The 18,533-nt window shown below is 62.2% G+C and carries 16 protein-coding genes; 7 read left to right on the top strand and 9 right to left on the bottom strand.

Annotated elements, in window-relative coordinates; translation table 11 throughout:
• The 7 genes from AC19YQ_RS22110 to AC19YQ_RS22080 form a co-directional block, all read left to right on the top strand.
• Positions 1-520: ABC transporter permease (locus AC19YQ_RS22110; protein ID WP_500595957.1), on the top strand; the 520-nt coding region annotated here is incomplete at its 5' end.
• Positions 521-564: 44 nt separating this feature from the next.
• A complete protein-coding gene (locus AC19YQ_RS22105; protein WP_500595956.1) occupies positions 565-2,175 on the top strand; it encodes an ABC transporter substrate-binding protein in 1,611 nt (536 codons plus the stop codon).
• A gap of 77 nt (positions 2,176-2,252) precedes the next feature.
• Positions 2,253-3,170, top strand: a complete 918-nt coding sequence (locus tag AC19YQ_RS22100; protein ID WP_500595955.1) for an ABC transporter permease — start codon at positions 2,253-2,255, stop codon at positions 3,168-3,170.
• 26 nt (positions 3,171-3,196) lie between these two features.
• Entirely contained in the window at positions 3,197-4,036 is an 840-nt protein-coding gene (locus AC19YQ_RS22095) for an ABC transporter ATP-binding protein (RefSeq protein ID WP_046808990.1), read from the top strand.
• An 11-nt stretch (positions 4,037-4,047) separates the two neighbouring features.
• The gene (locus AC19YQ_RS22090) at positions 4,048-4,809 is read left to right on the top strand and encodes an ABC transporter ATP-binding protein (RefSeq protein ID WP_500595954.1); all 762 of its coding nucleotides are present in this window, start codon (positions 4,048-4,050) and stop codon (positions 4,807-4,809) included.
• A 41-nt stretch (positions 4,810-4,850) separates the two neighbouring features.
• Positions 4,851-6,671, top strand: coding sequence for a glycoside hydrolase family 28 protein (locus AC19YQ_RS22085; protein WP_500595953.1), 1,821 nt, complete (start codon positions 4,851-4,853; stop codon positions 6,669-6,671).
• A gap of 85 nt (positions 6,672-6,756) precedes the next feature.
• Positions 6,757-7,140, top strand: coding sequence for a RidA family protein (locus tag AC19YQ_RS22080; protein WP_048351613.1), 384 nt, complete (start codon positions 6,757-6,759; stop codon positions 7,138-7,140).
• A gap of 562 nt (positions 7,141-7,702) precedes the next feature.
• Here the strand turns inward: AC19YQ_RS22080 and AC19YQ_RS22075 are convergent.
• The 9 genes from AC19YQ_RS22075 to AC19YQ_RS22035 all read right to left on the bottom strand — a co-directional run bounded on the left by AC19YQ_RS22075 (position 7,703) and on the right by AC19YQ_RS22035 (position 18,505).
• A complete protein-coding gene (locus AC19YQ_RS22075) occupies positions 7,703-9,412 on the bottom strand; it encodes an amidase (protein ID WP_339475367.1) in 1,710 nt (569 codons plus the stop codon).
• 93 nt (positions 9,413-9,505) lie between these two features.
• Positions 9,506-10,777 carry an OprD family porin gene (locus tag AC19YQ_RS22070; RefSeq protein WP_500595952.1) on the bottom strand — a complete coding sequence of 424 codons (1,272 nt, stop codon included), beginning with the start codon at positions 10,775-10,777 and terminating at the stop codon, positions 9,506-9,508.
• Positions 10,778-10,839: 62 nt separating this feature from the next.
• On the bottom strand, positions 10,840-12,033 hold the full coding sequence (gene mhpT, locus AC19YQ_RS22065) for a 3-(3-hydroxy-phenyl)propionate transporter MhpT (RefSeq protein ID WP_500595951.1): 1,194 nt from the start codon (positions 12,031-12,033) through the stop codon (positions 10,840-10,842).
• A gap of 158 nt (positions 12,034-12,191) precedes the next feature.
• Positions 12,192-13,202, bottom strand: coding sequence for a 4-hydroxy-2-oxovalerate aldolase (dmpG, locus tag AC19YQ_RS22060; RefSeq protein ID WP_046808984.1), 1,011 nt, complete (start codon positions 13,200-13,202; stop codon positions 12,192-12,194).
• A 10-nt stretch (positions 13,203-13,212) separates the two neighbouring features.
• Entirely contained in the window at positions 13,213-14,151 is a 939-nt protein-coding gene (locus AC19YQ_RS22055) for an acetaldehyde dehydrogenase (acetylating) (protein WP_048360932.1), read from the bottom strand.
• A gap of 32 nt (positions 14,152-14,183) precedes the next feature.
• Positions 14,184-14,990 carry a 2-keto-4-pentenoate hydratase gene (gene mhpD / locus AC19YQ_RS22050; RefSeq protein WP_500595958.1) on the bottom strand — a complete coding sequence of 269 codons (807 nt, stop codon included), beginning with the start codon at positions 14,988-14,990 and terminating at the stop codon, positions 14,184-14,186.
• Positions 14,991-15,004: 14 nt separating this feature from the next.
• Positions 15,005-15,874, bottom strand: coding sequence for an alpha/beta fold hydrolase (locus tag AC19YQ_RS22045; protein WP_500595950.1), 870 nt, complete (start codon positions 15,872-15,874; stop codon positions 15,005-15,007).
• A gap of 17 nt (positions 15,875-15,891) precedes the next feature.
• Positions 15,892-16,845, bottom strand: coding sequence for a 3-carboxyethylcatechol 2,3-dioxygenase (gene mhpB / locus AC19YQ_RS22040; RefSeq protein ID WP_500595949.1), 954 nt, complete (start codon positions 16,843-16,845; stop codon positions 15,892-15,894).
• A 1-nt stretch (position 16,846) separates the two neighbouring features.
• Positions 16,847-18,505 carry a bifunctional 3-(3-hydroxy-phenyl)propionate/3-hydroxycinnamic acid hydroxylase gene (locus tag AC19YQ_RS22035; RefSeq protein WP_339475381.1) on the bottom strand — a complete coding sequence of 553 codons (1,659 nt, stop codon included), beginning with the start codon at positions 18,503-18,505 and terminating at the stop codon, positions 16,847-16,849.
• Between the last annotated feature and the right edge of the window lie 28 nt (positions 18,506-18,533).

Genomic DNA, 18,533 nt, shown 5'->3' with positions numbered 1-18,533 from the left:
GGGTGGGGCAGGGCGCATCGACCTGGCCTACGACGGCATGGTGCCTGAAGTGACCGGGCTGTTGCTGATCGACACCAGCCTGGCCCGGGACTGGGATGCGTTTGCCAGCGCCATGCGCCACATCCTGTTGCCTGCACTGATTCTGGGCCTCAACTCGGTGGCCTACATCAGCCGCATGACGCGCAGCTTCATGCTCGAACAGCTCTCCCAGGAATACATCATTACGGCGCGGGTCAAGGGTCTGTCCCGGCGCCAGGTGGTCTGGGGGCATGCCTTTCGCAACATCCTGGTGCAACTGCTGACGGTCGTGGCCCTGGCTTACGGCTCGCTGCTTGAAGGCGCGGTATTGATCGAGATGGTGTTTGCCTGGCCCGGTTTCGGCCAGTACCTGACCAGCAGCCTGATGCTCGGCGACATGAATGCCGTGATGGGATGTGTACTGGTGATCGGCTTGATCTTCGTCGCGCTCAACCTGATCAGTGATGCCTTGTACAAGGTGTTTGATCCGCGCACCCGCTAATCCGACGTCAGCCCCTTAATAACTATAAGAAGAAGGAATTTTGAATGAAGACTGCATTTTCGACAGTGCATATGAGTCTGCTGGCGGCTGTTTTGGCGTTGGGCGCGACGGGCGCGGTCAATGCCAAGACCCCGGCCGACCAGCTGATTGTGGGCATGAGCATGGTCAATCTGTTCTCCATCGATCCGGCCAATGCGCCCGGTCTTGACGCCTCGGGCGTCAATGCCAACCTCTACGACACCCTGATCAAGCGTGACCAGGGCAACCCCGAGCGTCACGTGCCGCAACTGGCCGAGCGCTGGGAGGTCAGTGAAGATGGCAAGCAGGTGACCTTTCATTTGCGTCAGGACGTGAAGTTCCACTCCGGCAATCCCCTGACCGCCGAAGACGTGGCCTGGTCGCTGTACCGGGTGATGAAACTCAACTTTGGCCTGGCCACGACCTGGAAGGCTTACGGCTACAACGTCGACAACATCCAGTCGCTGATCCGTGCCACGGATGCCCACACCCTGGTCATTGATCTGCCGCAGGTCATGGACCCGCAACTGCTGGTGGACTCCCTGGCGATCTCGCCCAGTGCCGTGGTGGTGGACCGCGTGACTGCCCTGGCCCATGAAAAGAACGGTGATCTGGGCGCAGGCTGGCTGGTGACCAACGAAGCGGGCAGCGGGCCTTTCGTGCTGACCAAGTGGAGCGCCAATGACTCCCTGTTGTTGACCCGTTTCGATGGCTACTGGGGTGGCGCGGCCAAGCTCAAGCGTGTGGTGGTGCGGCACATGACCGAGTCCCAGTCCTTGCGCCTGATGCTTGAGCGTGGGGATCTGGACCTGGCCTACGGCATGGCGGCGCCGGACATTCGCGCCATCGACGGTTCACCGAAGCTTCAGGTGCAATCGTTACCCCGGGGCACCATGTACTACGTGGCCATGAGCATGAAGCAGCCCGAGTTTGCCAAACCCAAGGTCCGCGAAGCGGTGCGCAACCTCATCGACTACAAGGGCCTGGATGAGCAGGTGATGCCTTACTACGGCAAGCTCAACCAGCAACCGATGCAACTGAGCCTGGAAGCACGCTTGCCGGATCCGGGGTATCACATGGACGTGGCGGCGGCGAAAAAACTGCTGGCCGAAGCCGGGTATCCCCAGGGGTTTACTACCACTATCCGCACCTTGTCCGAGCCACCCTTTATTGACATCGCTGCGCGCCTGCAATCAACCCTGGCCGAAGGCGGGATCAAGGCCAGCATCGTCACCGGCACGGGCAACCAGGTGTATGGCGCGATGCGTGCGCGCAACTTCGACATCATCGTCGCCCGTGGCGCCGAGCGTTACCCGCATCCGTACTTCAGCTTGCGCACCTTCGTCTACAACCCCGACAACAGCGATGACGCAGGCTTGCCGAATTTCCAGGGCTGGCGTGCTTCGTTTTTCAGCCCGCAGATCAATAACCTGATCGACAAGGCCGGGGTAGAGCGTGACGCCAGCCAGCGGGTGAGCCTGTACCACCAGGCGCAGAACCTCTACGACCAGGAAGTGGGCCCGATCATGATGATTTCGCAAATGACCGACACCGTCGTGAGCGCATCCGATATCAAGGGGTTTACGGGTGATGACGCCGAGGCCACCCGTTATCTGGGGGTCTACAAGGAACGCTGAGTGTTCACCCGCGAAGTGCTGCCGGACACGCCTGCGGGCGTATCCGGTGAACCTGATTTCAATCCGAGAACATGCCGATGATTCCCACCATGTCTTCTACCGATTCCAGCCTCAAACAGCCGTTGCACCGTGCTCCGGCCTCCAGCTTCGATGCCCTGTGCAAGAACGGTCTGCGGGTGCTGCGCCATCTGCTGCGCAACCCCATGACACTGGCCGGGCTGCTGGTCGCACTCTTGCTGATTGTGGTGGCGACGTTCGCACCCTGGATTGCCACCCATGACCCCGTCGCGCAGAACCTGGCCGACGCCCTGCAGCCGCCGGGTGCCGCCCACTGGTTCGGTACCGATGAATACGGCCGCGATGTGTTCAGCCGGCTGGTCTACGGCTCGCGCATCACCCTGTACATCATCACCCTGGTGACGGTGATCGTCGGGCCCATCGGGCTGTTTATCGGCACCGTCTCCGGTTATTTCGGCGGCATCGTCGACACAGTGTTCATGCGCCTGACCGATATATTCATCTCCTTTCCAAGCCTGGTACTGGCACTGGCCTTTATCGCGGCACTGGGCCCTGGCCTGGAGCACGCGGTGGTCGCTATTGCACTGACGTCCTGGCCGCCTATCGCACGGCTGGCGCGGGCTGAAACCCTGTCCTTGCGCAAGGCCGACTTTGTGGTCGCCGTCGAGCTGCAAGGCGCTTCGCCTGCGCGGATCATCCTGCGTCACATCGTGCCGATGTGCCTGTCGTCGGTGATCATCCGCCTGACCATGAACATGGCCGGGATCATTCTCACGGCCGCCGCCCTGGGCTTCCTTGGGCTTGGGGCCCAGGCGCCGTCGCCGGAGTGGGGCGCGATGATCTCCACGGGTCGGCGCTACATGCTCGAGTGCTGGTGGCTGGTCGCTGTTCCAGGGGCCGCGATCATGCTGGTCAGCCTGGCATTCAACCTGTTGGGCGATGGCCTGCGGGACATTCTCGATCCGCGTAGCGAGTAACTGGAGGCCCTATGTCTGCGAATACCGTGTCCACCCATAAACTGGTCGTCGAAGGGCTCAATGTGCGCTTCGTCAACGGCCAGAAAGAAACCCATGCCGTGCGCGATGTGTCCTTCACCCTGGGTCGGGAAAAGCTGGCCATTGTCGGCGAGTCCGGTTCGGGCAAGTCGACGGTCGGGCGCAGCCTGCTCAAGTTGCACCCGAGCAGCACCCGGATCACCGCCAACACCCTGCAATTTTGCGAAGTCGACCTGCTCAGTGCCAGTGAAAAGGCTATGCAGAAGATTCGCGGGCAGCGCATTTCCATGGTCATGCAAGACCCCAAGTACTCGTTGAACCCGGTGGTCAAAGTCGGCGACCAGATCGCCGAAGCCTACCTGGCCCATCACAAGGCCAGCCGCAGCGAGGCCCGGGAACGGGTCATGGAAATGCTCGAAAAAGTGCATATCCGCGATCCCAAAAGGGTCTACGGCCTGTACCCCCACGAAGTGTCCGGGGGCATGGGGCAACGCATCATGATCGCGATGATGGTCATCACGCGACCGGAAGTGATCATCGCCGACGAGCCGACTTCTGCCCTTGATGTTTCCGTTCGCCAGCAGGTACTCAGCGTGCTCGAGGAGTTGGTCGAGGAGCAGGAGATGGGGCTGATCTTTGTCAGCCACGACCTGAATCTGGTGCGCAACTACTGCGACCGTGTGCTGGTGATGTATGCCGGGCGGGTGGTGGAGTCTCTTGCTGCCTGCGACCTGCAAAATGCCCAGCACCCCTATACCCGTGGCCTGCTGGCTGCGCTGCCCAGCATGGATAATCGCCGTGTGCGCCTGCCGGTGCTGCAGCGTGACCCGCTTTGGCTGACCCACTGAGGAAACCCGTCATGTCCATGATTCAAGCCCGTTCGCTGAACCTGAGCTTTGGTGCAGGCGCGGCTCATAACCACGTGTTGCAGGATGTCAATCTGAGTGTCGCCGATGGCGAATCCTTTGGTCTGGTGGGGGAGTCCGGCTCGGGCAAGACCACGGTCCTGCGCTGCCTGGCCGGCCAGTACCGGCACTGGAGTGGCGAGCTGAGCATTGCTGGCGTGCCGTTGCAGCACAAACTGTCCAAGGAGCATTTTCGCAAGGTGCAGATGGTCTTCCAGGACCCCTACGGCTCCCTGCATCCGCGCCACACCATCGACACCGCCCTGCGCGAGCCGCTGATCATTCACGGGGTAGGGGACAAGGATGACCGGATCAATGAAATCCTGCTCAAGGTCGGTCTGAATGACAGTTTCCGTTATCGCTATCCCCATCAACTGTCCGGTGGTCAGCGTCAGCGGGTGGCCATTGCCCGGGCCCTGATTCTGGAACCACGGGTGCTGCTGCTGGATGAGCCGACCTCGGCCCTGGATGTTTCGGTGCAAGCCGAAATCCTCAACCTGCTCACGGACCTGCGTGAGCGGGAAAAACTCACGTACTTGATGGTGACCCACGACCTGGGGGTGGTGACGCACCTGTGTGATCGGGTGGCCGTGATGCAGCAGGGCAAGATCGTTGAACTGCTGGACAGCAAGGCCCTGAGTCAGGACTCGGCGGTCCACGCCTATACCCAAATGCTGGTGCAGGCCAGTCGCGATTTCAGTCAGGCATCGGTTTAAACGGCTCTGGCGTGACGATTCACAACAATAAGGAAGACAACATGTTGGATCAAAACACGACGACTGCTCTACCCAGGCGGGTGCTGACCCGGTCGGCGGTGGCCACCCTGGCGCTGGGGTTCAGCCTGCCGCTGTGGGCCGCATTGCAGGCGCCAGTGAAGGTGCAAGTGCCGACCCTGGCCTTTGATGATCAGGAGATCATTCTGGTCTGGGAAAAACCGGCAGACCATGCTGCGGTCAAGGATTACCGGGTTTACGCCAACGGCGTGCTGCTGGGCAGCAGCAACGCCAACAACGACCGGGTATCGCCCGCCAAGCCTTACATCAACCGCTTCTACGAGCAGGACAAGGCCAACTTTCACCACCGCATCGGCATTCACAGCTACACCGCACAGGGCCTCAAGCCGGACACCCCGTACCGTTTTACCGTGCGTTCGGTAGGGGCTGATGGCCAGGAATCGGTCGACAGCCCGGCCGTGGAGCAACGCACCACCCCTGTGCCTGCGGTCTTTGACGTCAAGCAGTACGGCGCCAGGGGTGACGGCAGCAGCCTCGATACGCAGGCCATCCAGAGCGCCATCGACGCCTGTACCGTCGGCTGCAAAGTGCTGCTGCCCAAGGGCATCTACAAAAGCGGGGCGCTTTACCTCAAGAGCAACATGACCCTGCAAATGGCTGAAGGTGCCACGTTGCTGGGCTCTGAGCGGGCCGAAGACTATCCGCTGGCGGGTTATATCCAGTATCCGTATTCCACCACTGTGCGGCCGGCGTCCTTGATCAACGCGTTGCCCAGAGATCCGAAGCAGCACCAGCGCTTCGAAAATATTCGCATCGTCGGCCCGGGCACCATCGACGGCAATGGCTGGAAGCGCCAGGCCGATGTGCTGGACGAGACGGGTCAGGCGCTGCCGTTCTACCTGCCCAGCGATAACACCCGCTACATGCTGGACGGCGTTTTGGCCAAGGCCCAGGTGGAGCAAGCCGTTGCTCGCGGCATGAACGTCAAGGATGCGTATGGGCAGATGCGTTCCTCATTGATCACTTTGCGTGACGTGAAGAATGTGTTTTATGGCGGCTTCACCGTGCTCAATCCGGCCTACCACGGGATCATGAACCTGGAGACCGAAAACGTGGTGCTGGCCAACACCACGCACAAGACCTACGACGCCAACAATGGTGATGGCATCGAGTTTGCGAACAGCAAGGGCGCCATGGTGTTCAACAACTTTTTCGACACCGGTGATGACTGCGTCAACTTCGCCGCGGGCACCGGGGCCGATGCGGTGCATCAGAAGCCCCAGGAAGATGCCTGGATCTTCAACAACTTCTTCCGCAAGGGCCACGGCATGGTCGTTGCGGGCAGCCATACCGGCGCCTGGATTCAAAACATCCTTGCAGAAGACAACGTCTCGGACGGCACCGATGCGGGGCTGCGCATGAAGAGCACCAACTTCATGGATGGCGGTGCGCGCAACGTCACCTTCCGCGATTCTGCGATTCGCAACACCGTCAAGCAGGCGTTTATTTTCACCCTCGACTACAACGACCCGAACGCCAAGCTCGACTACCGGCGCTCGACGGTGCCGGGGCAGTTCCGGGATATTCGCGTCACCGACGTGAGTGTCGAGAACGCCCGGGGAGCGGCTATCGAGGTCAAGGGCGACAGTAAAAACAACGCTTACCACCAAGGGTTGGTCTTCGAGCGAGTGCGTTTCAGCGGCCCGGCCAAAGCGCGGATTGACGGCTTGAAAGACTCGCAGTTTGCAGAGGTGGTGTTTACCGATACGGGCGGGACCAATCCCTGGCAAGTGAGCGACAGCCAGGGGTTGAGCTTCAAGGGTGTGGAGCCCGGGCCGTTGTAGCGTCGGGGGAGTGTGATCCTGGCAAGGGTTGTCGGCGGTGCTGGCACACGCGACAATCCTTGTTTGACTCAAACAAGAGACTCCCATGAGTAATCACGACCTGACGTTTGTTCCCGATCCTGATGCTGACTCCATCTCATCGGATGTTGCCGGTTTCGGCGGCATCCTGATGTCCACCCAGATCCCGACCCGTGCTGACGGCAGCCTTGAGCTGGGCGGGATTGTCGAGCAGAGCGAATGCACCCTGCAGGCGCTCAAGGTAGCGCTGGAGAAGGCGGGCAGTTCGATGGACCGGGTGTTGCACCTGACTATCTACCTGACCGACATGGCTGATCGTGCGGCGTTTAACGAAGTGTACAAACGGTTTTTTGCCAAGCCGTGGCCGGTGCGTGCGGCGGTGGGAGTGGCCTCGTTGGCGGTTGAAGGCATGCGGGTAGAAGTGACGGCGATGGCTGCGAAGCAGTCGTAAGGTCAGCGTTCACGGTTAATCAGGCTTACCGCGTTTACCGGTTTTGCGACCGCTTCGCGCTCGATCGCAGCCTCGTACTACTCGTCAGCGACTACATGGGTAGGTGGCGAACTGTAGTCGCTGACGAGCCGTGCGAGGCTGCGATCGGCTGCGAAGCAGTCGTAAGGTCAGCTTCCACGGTTGATCAGGCATACCGCGTGTACCGGTTTTGCGACCGCTTCGCGATCGATCGCAGCCTCGTTCTACTCGTCAGCGACTACAAGGGGTAGGTGGCGAACTGTAGTCGCTGACGAGCCGTGCGAGGCTGCGATCGGCTGCGAAGCAGTCGTAAGGTCAGCTTCCACGGTTAATTAGGCAGATCGCGTGTACCGGTTTTGCGACCGCTTCGCGATCGAACGTAGCCTCGTTCTACTCGTCAACTGCTACGCGCGGTACACCCGTGATGGGTGACGAATCCGTAGCAGCTGACGAGCCATGCGAGGCTGCGTCCGGCTGCGAAGCAGTCGTAAGATCAGCTTCCACGGTTAATTCCGGGTTTACAACCGCTGACGAGATCCTCCTGTTAACGACCCGACAACGGCGGTGTACGCGGCGGGATCACTCGCTTGGAGCCCGTTGCCTCAAACGCCGATGCAAAACGCAGTAACGCCGAATCGTCATACGCACGGCCCGCAAAGGTCAGCCCCACCGGCATGCCGATATCCGCCATCACGCCCATTGGCACCGTAACCGTAGGCACGCCCAAATGCCGAATCGCCAGGTTGCCGTTGGCCACCCACACGCCATTGCTCCAGGCGATGTCCGCCGAGGCCGGATTGACATCCGCATCCGCCGGACCCACGTCGGCCACAGTCGGGAACAGCACGGCATCGAGCCCCAACCGGTCCATCCAGTCTTCCAGGTCGATTCGACGCGTCTGCTCAAGACCGCGCAGGCCGTCCGGAACGGTGCTGATCTGGTCCCACGGGGTAATCCCGCGCTCGGCCATGCGCACGTATTCGTCCATGCCCGCCGCCAGTTCGTCTTCGCGGTTGGGCAGGGTGCCCGGGTCGTGAGGGAAAATCTGCGGGCCATCGACATCGGCCAGCCGGTTCAGTTTTGGATCGCCGTTGGCCCGCAGGAAGTCGTCAAACGCCCAGGCCGACAACTCCCATAACTCATCATGCAAAAACGCTTTGGACACCAGCCCGCGGGTAAACACCGTCGGGGCACCTGGGCGGTCGCCTTCGCAGTTGGATACCAGCGGGAAGTCGACTTCGATCACTTCCCCGCCCTGGGCTTCGATGGCCTTGCGCGCGGCTTGCCACAGGTCAATGACCGAGGCGCGGGTGATGATGCGCTGCCCCGTAGGGCCGCCGATACCCGGTGACTCGCTGGTGCCGGCCTCAGGGTCGGCATTGATGTACATGCGCGGCACACCAAAGCGTTTGCCCGCCAGTGCGGCGCCATTGGCATTGAGCTCGGCATAAGAAGCCGGACGCACCGAAGCGACACTCGGGATGGGCACCCAGGGTTGCAGGCGCCACAAATCGCCGCGGGTGTCCGGGTCTTCAGCCACCACCACATCGAGCACTTCCAGAAGATCACCCATGGTTCGGGCAAACGGCACCACCACGTCCATGGTCGGAGTCAGTGGCCAGTTGCCGCGCACCGAGATCACACCCCGTGACGGGGTGTAGGCACACAAACCATTGTTGGAAGCCGGGCCGCGTCCGCTCGACCAGGTTTCTTCCGCCAGGCCGAATGCCGAGAAGCTGGCCGCCGTGGCAGTGCCTGCGCCGTTGGACGAGCCGGAAGCGAAGGGGGCCGTGAGGTAGTCAGCGTTGTACGGGCTTTCGGCACGGCCATAAACACCGCGCTGCATCCCGCCGTTGGCCATGGGTGGCATGTTGGTCTTGCCCAGGCAGATGGCACCGGCGGCGCGCAGGCGTTCAATGGTGAACGCATCGCGGTACGCCACCAGGTCCTTGAAGGCCGGGCTGCCCGACGCCGCCGTCAGGCCCTTGACCAGGTAACTGTCCTTGGCGGTGTAGGGGATGCCATCCAGCGGGCCAAGGGTCTGGCCTTTGGCCCGGCGGGCGTCGGATGCTTGGGCCTCGGTCAGCACCTGCGGGTTGCGCACCACCACCGCATTGAGCGCGGTGGGAGTGTTCGGGGTGTCGTAGGCGTCGATCCGTGCGAGATAGGCCTGCACCAGCTCGACCGCCGTGGTTTGGCCGGATTCGAGCGCGGCGCGCAGTTGGGCTATGGAAACCTCGGTGACTTCAATCATGCGCTTACCGCTGGTTGCTGATGGGGGGTGGCAGAGCTTATCTAAAGTCCTGCCTGCTCAGCCAGCCCATGTCGCAATTGTTGTCGTAAATCGTCACCACAGCTTCCAGGTGTAATCGATATTGACCCGCAATTCGTTGTCATCCCGGTGGCTGGCCTGTGCCGTGAAATCATTGCGGTACCAGGCGTTGCGCAACCGCAGGGAGAGGTCCTTGAGCGGTCCGCTCTGCAGCACGTAAGAGACCTCGATATCCTTTTCACTCTCGCTCAGGTTCGAACCGCCAAACCGGGCCAGCTCGATATTGTCGCCACTCACGTAGCGCAGCATGCCGTTGAGGCCCGGCGCGCCCACCCCGGCAAAGTTGTAGTCATAGCGCACCTGCCAGCTGCGTTCCTTGGGGTTGAGGAACTCCGAACTCAGGGTGCCTTCGGTGATCACCAGCGGTTCGGTGCCAAACAGATACGGCATGCCGGTCTTGCCGGTCAGTTGCATGTAACCGGCGCCAAATTTATGGGCGCCCAGGCTGTAGGTCAGCATCAGTGCCGCATTGCGGTTGTCCACCGTCCCGGCTTTGGCTGCGCCGTCTTCGCCAGTGATAAACAAACGAAAATCACTTTTCAGGCTGCCGGGGCCCATCGGGCGATTGTCGACAAAGCCGTAAAAATCCTTGCGGTACAGCTGCGCCAGTTCAGCGTGGTAGTACTTGAGGGTCAGGTGCGGGGACCAGGCGTAGTCACCGCCGATAAACATGAAGCGGTTCGACTCGGCAGCACCATTGAAGCGGCCGTTGGGGGAGCCGACCGACATTTTCTGGTAGTCGGTTGAGTCGCGCAGGTTGATGCGGTCCAGCCAGCCGACGTGCAGCGTCAGTTGATCAATTTCCTGGGACTTCAGATACGCGCCGCGAAACGTTTGCGGCAACAGGCGGGTAGGGCTGGCGAATGCGATCGGCAAAAAGGTGCTGATGGTGCCCAGTTGCAGCTCGCTTTTCGAGAAGCGGGCCTTGGCTGTCAGCCCCAGCTCCGAGTACTCATCGGCAGGTTCGCGGGTGGTGGCGTTGTAGGGCAGCAGGCCTGTGCCGGTGCGTGCGCGTGAGGAGTCCAGGCGCACACCGAGCAAGCCCTGGGCGTCCAGGCCAAACCCGACCGGCCCTTCGGTGTAGCCCGAGCGCAGGTTGAGGATAAACCCCTGTGCCCATTCCCGGGCAGCCGCCTGGGGCGTTGCATTGACGTAGTTGCGATCGAAGTAATAGTTGCGCATCACCAGGTCCGCGTGGCTGTCATCGACAAAGCCGCTGGCCAACGCAGGTCCCATGGATAAAACGCAGGTGCAGGCGCTGAGCGCCCGAAGAACAGTCTTGAGCATGGCAGGTTCACTTTTATTGTTATGGGGGGTGGAGCACTGCGCGCCTTTCGGCACGCAGGTTGTCAGTCGGGTGCTGCTGTGTTGCGCCGCACCGACAGGTAAAACATGGCCACGGCCGCAATCACGATGCCTGGCGCCGATGCCAGCATCACCCCGGCGGTGCCGGTGCCCAGCGCGAGCATCTTGCCGGCCACCAAGGGGCCGCTCATGGCTCCGAGGCGACCGATGGCCACCGCGCTGCCTACGCCGGTGGCGCGTATCGAGGGGCGATAGAAATGCGGTGCCAGGGCGTAGAGCACGCATTGGCCTCCAGTGGCAAAAAAACCGGCAATAAAGCCCGCCGCCAGCATGGCCGGCAGATGGCTCGCCAACCCAAGGGCGGTCAGTGACACCAGGATGCCCACATAGATCAGTGCCGACAGGGCCCAGGCGGGCAGGCGGTCCATGACCCAGCCCAGAAACAGGGTGCCGACCGCTGCGCCAATTTGCAGGGCAAGCATCACCCAGCTGGCCTGGCGCCCGGTGAAACCTTGGCCGATCACCAGGCTGGGCAGCCAGTTGATCAGGATGTAGACCACCATCAGGGTAAAGAAATAGCTGATCCAGATCAGCGCAGTCGGCAGTGCCGCGCCCTCGCGAAACAAACCCTGAACCACACCGATGGGCGCCTCGCCCTGAACGTTGCGAAACTGCTGTGATTCGGGAAGGTAGAGCCCCAGCAGCGGCACGATCAACAGCGGCACCACGCCACCGACGTAGAACACCACTTGCCATCCACCGGCCAGGTCGGCGATGCCGATCAGGGCGGCCAGCGCGGCGCCCAACGGCACGCCGCAATACATCAGGCTTACCGCCGTACCGCGCAAGCGCGGACCAGCCACTTCGCTGGTGAGGGCGATCAGGTTGGGCAGGGCGGCACCAAGGCCAACGCCGGTGAGGCAGCGTGCGACCAGCAGGCTGTTAAAGTCCCAGGCCAGTGCGGTGGCAAGGGAGAACACCCCGAACAGCCCCACCGAGGCCATCAGCACGCGTTTGCGGCCAATGCGGTCAGCCAGCCATCCACCCGCGAACGCACCGGGCAACAGGCCGAAAATGCCGGCGCTGAACACCCAGCTCATGTGTAATTTATCCAGTTCGAACGCGGCAGCCATGCCTTGAGCAGCGATCCCTGCGGCCTGTAGATCGAGGCCTTCCATGAGGGCAACGAGAAAACACAGGCCGATGGTGCGGGCCATTTGCAGATTGAGTGAAGTCATGGGCTGTACCCGTTTTATTGTTGTTATGGATGAAGCAGCGTTAACCCCTGTTTCTGTGGGAGCGGGCTTGCTCGCGATCGGATCAATGCGGTTCGTCAGGTAAACCGCGTTGCCTGCATCGCGAGCAAGCCCGCCCCCACAAGGGGGTAAAGAAGGCCTTAGCGTTTGAGCAGGTCCAGCGCCACGTCGACGATCATGTCTTCCTGACCGCCCACCATCCGCCGCTTGCCCAGTTCGACCAGGATGTCCAGGGTCTTGAGGCCGTACTTGGCCGCAGCGATTTCGGCGTGGCGCAAGAAGCTCGAATACACCCCGGCATAACCCAGCGCCAAGGTCTCGCGGTCAACCCGCACCGGGCGATCCTGCAACGGTCGGACGATGTCGTCCGCGGCATCCATCAGCGTGTAAAGGTCGGTGCCGTGGTTCCAGCCCAGGCGCTCGGCGGCGGCGATAAACACTTCCAGCGGGGCATTGCCGGCCCCGGCCCCCATGCCCGCGAGGCTGGCATCGATCCGGTCGCAGCCTTCTTCCACCGCCGTAATCGAGTTGGCCACGCCCAGCGACAGGTTGTGGTGGGCATGCATGCCGGTTTCGGTTTCAGGCTTGAGCACGGCCTTGAACGCGCGGAAGCGATCGCGAATGTCCTGCATGTTCATCGCGCCGCCCGAGTCGGCCATGTACACGCACGTCGCGCCGTAGCTCTCCATCAGTTTGGCCTGGGCCGCCAGCTGCTCGGCCGGGATCATGTGGCTCATCATCAGGAAGCCCACGGTGTCCATGCCCAGTTCACGGGCGTATTCGATGTGCTGCTTCGATACGTCGGCTTCGGTGCAATGGGTGGCAATGCGCACCACCCGGGCCCCGGCGTTGTACGCGGCCTTGAGGTCGTGAACCGTGCCGATGCCGGGCAACAGCAGGGTGGTGATTTTTGCGTGGCTGATCACGTCCGCCGCCGCTTCGATCCATTCCAGATCGGTATGGGAGGCAAAACCGTAGTTGAAACTAGAACCTTGCAGACCGTCGCCGTGGGCCACTTCGATGGCGTCGACGCGGGCCTTGTCCAGGGCGCGGGCGATGTCTTGCACGTTCTGCAACGAGTACTGGTGGCGTACCGCGTGGCTGCCGTCGCGCAGGGTGACGTCGCTGATGTAGATCTTTTTACCGTTCATGGTTTTCCCCTCAGGCGTTGAGCATCGACAGCGCCATGCGCTCGGCGGTGGCCAAGGCTGCGGAGGTCATGATGTCGAGATTTCCGGCGTAGGCCGGCAGGTAGTGGGCGGCGCCTTCGACTTCAAGAAACACCGACGTCTTGAGGCCGGAAAACCTGCCCAGTCCGGGAATGTTGAGCGGTGCGTCTTCAGGGATCACATCGAATTGCACGCTCTGCTTGAGGCGATAGCCCGGCACATAGGCGTTTACAGCGGCGGCCATCTCGACGATGGAGGCTTCGACCAGCGCCTGGTCAGCCGCTTCGCTGAGCACAAATACGGTGTCGCGCATCATCAGCGGCGGCTCGGCCGGGTTCATCACGATGATCGCCTTGCCCTTGGTTGCACCGCCAATCACTTCGATGGCCTTGGAGGTGGTTTCGGTGAACTCGTCAATATTGGCGCGGGTGCCCGGCCCGGCAGATTTGCTGGCAATCGACGCGACGATTTCGGCGTAATGCACCTTGGCCACACGGGACACGGCGGCGACCATCGGAATGGTCGCCTGCCCGCCGCAGGTCACCATGTTGACGTTGAGCTGGTCGAGGTTCTGTTCCAGGTTGACCACCGGTACGCAGTACGGACCGATGGCGGCCGGGGTGAGGTCAATCAGGCGGATGCCGGGTTTGATGGCCCGCAGAAAGGCGTCGTTCTTGACATGGGCACCGGCGGAGGTGGCATCGAACACGAAGTCGATGTCCTTGAACACGTCCATGCGCGTCAGGCCTTCTACCCCTTCGTGGGTGATTGCAACACCCATGCGGGCAGCACGGGCCAGACCGTCGGAGGCCGGGTCGATGCCGACCATTGCGCCCATTTCCAGGTGCCGGGCATTGCGCAGGATTTTGATCATCAGGTCGGTGCCGATATTGCCGGAGCCGATGATGGCGACCTTGAGTTTCTTGTTCATTATTGTTGCCTCAGTTGCACGCAAGTCGCCGATTACTCGGCGCTGCTGTGTTGCGAGAAGTCCACACCGACACTGCCGATGCCTTCGATATGGGCGTCGAAACGATCACCGGCGGCCACGGCCACCATCGGCCCCAGTGCCCCGGTCAGGATGATGTCGCCCGCTTGCAGCGGATTGCCCAGGCGCGCCATGGTGCAAGCCAGCCACACGGCCGCATTGAGCGGGTGGCCCAGGCATTGCGCGCCGCTGCCACTGGAAACTTCTTCACCATTGCGGGTCATGCGCATGCCCGCATTGCGCAAGTCCAGCCCCTCGAGGCTGCGGGCCGGGCCGCCGAGCACGTAGCAGCCGCTGGAGGCGTTATCGGCCACCGTGTCGACAAAGCGGATGTTCCACTGCTGCACGCGGCTGCCGACGATTTCCAGGGCCGGGACCACCCAGCCGGTGGCGGCCATGACTTCGTCGAAGGTGGTGTCGGAGTGGGGCAGGTCATGTTTGAGGATCAAGGCGATTTCCGCCTCGATCTTGGGTTGCAACACGCGATCGATGGGTACGGTCTGGTTGTCGCCGTAGCACATGTCGGCGAACAGGGTGCCGAAGTCCGGTTGGTCCACGCCCAGCTGCGCCTGCACCTTGGGGTTGGTCAGGCCGATTTTTCGGCCCACCACCCGGCGGCCGTTGGCGACGCCGTGGGCGACATTGAGCTGCTGGATGGTATAGGCGGCTGTCGCGTTGTCTTCACCGATCAGCTCGCGCAGGGGGGCGATGGCACTGCCGTGGGTTTCGGCGTGGCGCAGGTCAGCGGCCAGTTGGGTCAGTGTTTCGGGAGTCGGGTTCATGGCGGTCTCGGTCATCAGTGGGTCAGGAAGTCCAGCACCATGCGGTTGAAGGTGTCGGCGTGTTCCCATTGCGCCCAGTGGCCGCAGCGGTTGAACACGTGCAACTGCGCCTTGGGCAGCCCTGCCAGCAGGCGCAAGCCGGTGTCCATCGGCACAAAGCGGTCTTCGCGCCCCCAGACCAGCAGGGTTTCGGCGCTGATTTCGTGCAGGCGATGGCTGAAGTCGGGGAACTGCTTGGGATTGAGGGTGCTGCTTTTGACGAAGTTTTCCAGGTGGTCGCGGCGCGCCAGGAGGTTATCCAGACGGGTCTGGAACAGTTCTTCGGTCAGGCTGCTGGTGTCGAAAACGAAGACGCTCATCATCTTCTTCAGGTTCTCGATGGTCGGCTCGCGGTACAGCGCACCGATCAGCTTGATGCCTTCGGTGGGCTGGGGCACAAACGCGCTCGGGCCGCCTGTGCCGCCGCCCATGAGGATCAGTTTGCCGATGCGCTCGGGGTTTTCCAGAGCGAAGGCCACAGTGCTGTGGGCACCCATCGAGTTGCCGATGATGTGCACCCGGTCAAGGTCCAGCACATCGAGCAGGCCCTTGAGCGCCGACGCATTGAGGTTGGAGCGTGAGCCTTCGCTCACCACCGGGTCGCTTTTGCTCCAGCCCGGGCAATCGAGCAGGATCACCCGGTAACCGGCAGTCACCAGCGGTTCGATGTTGCGGTTGAAGTTGGCCCAGCCGCTGGCGCCGGGCCCGGAGCCGTGGAGCATGACCACGGTCTCGGCACCCTGGCCGACGTCGTTGTAGTGCAATTGCAGGGCCAGGTCGCCTTCCTTGATGCGGGCAAAGCGGCTGGTCGAGGCTTCAGTGAATACGCTGGCAGTGGCAGTCATGGCAGAGTTCCTTGAATTCAAAGGGGGTGGGTCAGCGGCTGCGCGCCAAGGGCGCCGAAGCCTGCAATCCATTCGGGAATCGGGCGGTAGTAGCGGCCTTCGGTTTGGTAGGGGCCAAAGGCGGACAATGCGGCGAATGCAGCGACCCAGGTTTTCACCTCGTGGGTCGATTTACCGGCGAGCGCCGACAGCGCGTCATTGCCCAGTGCATCGAGGTCGCTCAAGCGGCCCTGCTCCAGCGTGTCGAGAAACTGTTGGTCCCAGACCGGATTGAGGGGATGCAGGGTGTTCTGGTCTTCGACGAAGTGCCGGGCGGCCTGGATGACCCGTTGCTGGCGTGCGGCGCGTTCATCGGCGGGCAAGTGGCGGCCGCTGCCCATCAAGCGGTCGGCCATGCGGGCATCGACCTTGGCCAGCTCTGGCACCGGGGGCTGATGGGACAGGCCTCCGGAGGCCAGGAACAGCACGCGCAGGTCCAGTGATCTGGCCCACTGGCCGATGGCCTCGCCCAGCAGTCGTGCCCGCTTGAAACCGGGCAGGGGCACGGCCACCGAATTGATGAAGACCGGAATCACCGGGCAGGTGCGCAACCCGCCCAGCAACAGTTCCAGCGGTTGGGCAAAGGCATGATCGACTTGCATTCGGTAGGACACGGCGGTGTCGATACCCGCCTCCATGACGGCTTGGGCGCAGGCTTCGGCCAGGGCTTTGGGTACGTCGAGAGGGCCGGCGGCGGTGTCGAAATCACCAATGGCATCGGCGGCCATGCCAATGCAAAAAGGCGGCATGACGTCGTAGAAAAAGCCGTTGTAGTGATCGGGCCCCAGGAGCACGATCAGCTGCGGGTCGAAGCGGGCGATGCGCTCGCGGGCATCGCGGATCATGCTGTCCACTTCGGCCAGCACTTCGGGGGCCGGGTCGACGTAGCCCACCAGCGGCGTGTGTGACAAACAGTGCAAATAGGCGCTCATCTCAAGCCACCTTGCTGACGGCTGGCGTCACCTGGATGTGTGGTTGCGCGTTGAGCGCCAGGGCCAGTTCATTGCAGGCCTTGCCGAGGGTTTGCGGTGTGGCCAGCCCGGCGAGGAAGCGATCAGGGCGCAGCAGGGCAATGGACGATGAGCCGCGGGCGAACCACTCGCGCAGGCGGCCAGTGCTGTCGCCGACCCGAATCACGTCGTTGCCGGCGTCGCTCGGGGCCCTGAGCTGGACATCCGGCAGCACTTGAATAAACCGCGTGCCCAGGGTTTTCCATTGCGCAATCTGCGCCGCCGTCAGGCCCCAGGTCGGGTCGCAGCCCCAGGCGATAATGGCGAAATTCTCGCCGATCACTTCATCGAGGAGCACGGTCGCACCGGCGTCGGTCAGTACCTTGGGCTGAATGAACATCTTGCCCACCGGCGAGCCTTTTTCGCTCGGCACGATCAGGGCGCCACGGGTGTATTGCGGCATGGGCTTGAAGCGCATCTCGACGAAGTAGCGCTTGACCGGCGGCACATAGTTGAGCAGCCACGACACGCCATCGCGCAGGGTGCCTTGCCAGCGCTTGGGGGGCGCCAGTACGTGGCCGGCCAGTACCGAGAGATCGATCATGGCCTTGGCGTGATCCCGGCGCTCCAGCTCATAGCTGTCGAGCAGGCGGTCACTGGCCAGGCCCTTGATCACCAATGACAGTTTCCAGGCCAGGTTGGAGGCATCGCGCATGCCGCTGTTGTAACCCTGGCCTTGCCAGACCGGCATGATATGCGCGGCATCCCCGGCCAGCAGTACCCGGCCCTGGCGGAAGCGGCCTGCGAGGCGGGCGTTGTGGGTATAGACGCGGCTGCGAATCAGCTCGATGCGGTCCGGGTCCGGCAGGACCTTGGCCAGCAGCTTGCGCATGTTTTCGGGCTTGCTCAGCTCGGCTTCGGTCTCGCCGGGCATCACCATAAACTCAAAGCGGCGCACGCCGTGGGGCAGGGCGGCGGACACGTACGGGCGCACCGGGTCGCAGCACAGGTACACATGGGGCGTGCTCAGGGGGTCGTTGGCGATATCCACCACGATCCACTGATTGGGCGCGGTCTTGCCCTCAAAACTGATGTCCAGGCTGCGGCGCACCAGGCTGTTGCCGCCATCGCAGCCAATCAGGTACTTGGCCTGCAGGCGTTCGCTGCGACCCTCGGCGTTTTTCAGTGTGAGTTGCACACCGCTGTCGCTTTGTTCGAAGCCTTCGAGTTCGCGGCCGAACAGCACCTTGACGTTGTCAAAGCGTTGCAGGCCTTCGAACAGCACGCGGTCAGCCAGCGGCTGAATAAAGGCGTTACGGCGGGACCAGCCAAATTCATCGGTCTTGGGCTGGATGTCTGCAAAGCAGCGACCTTTGGGCGTCATGAAGCGCATCGCATGCCAGGGCGTGGTGTGCGGCAGCACGTTATCGGCAAGGCCGACGGCCTGGAATGTGCGCAGGCTTTCGTCGTCCAGGCCAATGGCGCGCGGGTAGTCGATCAGGCTGTCGAGCTTTTCCACCAAGGTGACGTTTACACCACATTGGCCCAGGTAATTGGCGATCATCAGCCCGACAGGACCCGCCCCGACAATGGCGATATCGGTGTTCAGGTCCAAGGGGGAAGCAGTGGGTGCAGAACTCATGGGTATCTCCGTACAGCGCTTTTTTTGG

Source organism: Pseudomonas sp. MF06569, from assembly GCF_059862735.1.
The sequence above is the reverse complement of the archived record's forward strand: the minus strand, read 5'-3'. Positions and strand labels throughout refer to the sequence as shown.

Bases quoted from the DNA above. Each gene is read 5' to 3' on its own strand.
- AC19YQ_RS22105 (WP_500595956.1), top strand. From the start codon at position 565: ATGAAGACTGCATTTTCGACAGTGCATATGAGTCTGCTGGCGGCTGTT.
- AC19YQ_RS22100 (WP_500595955.1), top strand. From the start codon at position 2,253: ATGATTCCCACCATGTCTTCTACCGATTCCAGCCTCAAACAGCCGTTG.
- AC19YQ_RS22090 (WP_500595954.1), top strand. From the start codon at position 4,048: ATGTCCATGATTCAAGCCCGTTCGCTGAACCTGAGCTTTGGTGCAGGC.
- AC19YQ_RS22085 (WP_500595953.1), top strand. From the start codon at position 4,851: ATGTTGGATCAAAACACGACGACTGCTCTACCCAGGCGGGTGCTGACC.
- AC19YQ_RS22080 (WP_048351613.1), top strand. From the start codon at position 6,757: ATGAGTAATCACGACCTGACGTTTGTTCCCGATCCTGATGCTGACTCC.
- AC19YQ_RS22075 (WP_339475367.1), bottom strand. From the start codon at position 9,412: ATGATTGAAGTCACCGAGGTTTCCATAGCCCAACTGCGCGCCGCGCTC.
- AC19YQ_RS22070 (WP_500595952.1), bottom strand. From the start codon at position 10,777: ATGCTCAAGACTGTTCTTCGGGCGCTCAGCGCCTGCACCTGCGTTTTA.
- mhpT (WP_500595951.1), bottom strand. From the start codon at position 12,033: ATGACTTCACTCAATCTGCAAATGGCCCGCACCATCGGCCTGTGTTTT.
- dmpG (WP_046808984.1), bottom strand. From the start codon at position 13,202: ATGAACGGTAAAAAGATCTACATCAGCGACGTCACCCTGCGCGACGGC.
- AC19YQ_RS22055 (WP_048360932.1), bottom strand. From the start codon at position 14,151: ATGAACAAGAAACTCAAGGTCGCCATCATCGGCTCCGGCAATATCGGC.
- mhpD (WP_500595958.1), bottom strand. From the start codon at position 14,990: ATGAACCCGACTCCCGAAACACTGACCCAACTGGCCGCTGACCTGCGC.
- AC19YQ_RS22045 (WP_500595950.1), bottom strand. From the start codon at position 15,874: ATGACTGCCACTGCCAGCGTATTCACTGAAGCCTCGACCAGCCGCTTT.
- mhpB (WP_500595949.1), bottom strand. From the start codon at position 16,845: ATGAGCGCCTATTTGCACTGTTTGTCACACACGCCGCTGGTGGGCTAC.
- AC19YQ_RS22035 (WP_339475381.1), bottom strand. From the start codon at position 18,505: ATGAGTTCTGCACCCACTGCTTCCCCCTTGGACCTGAACACCGATATC.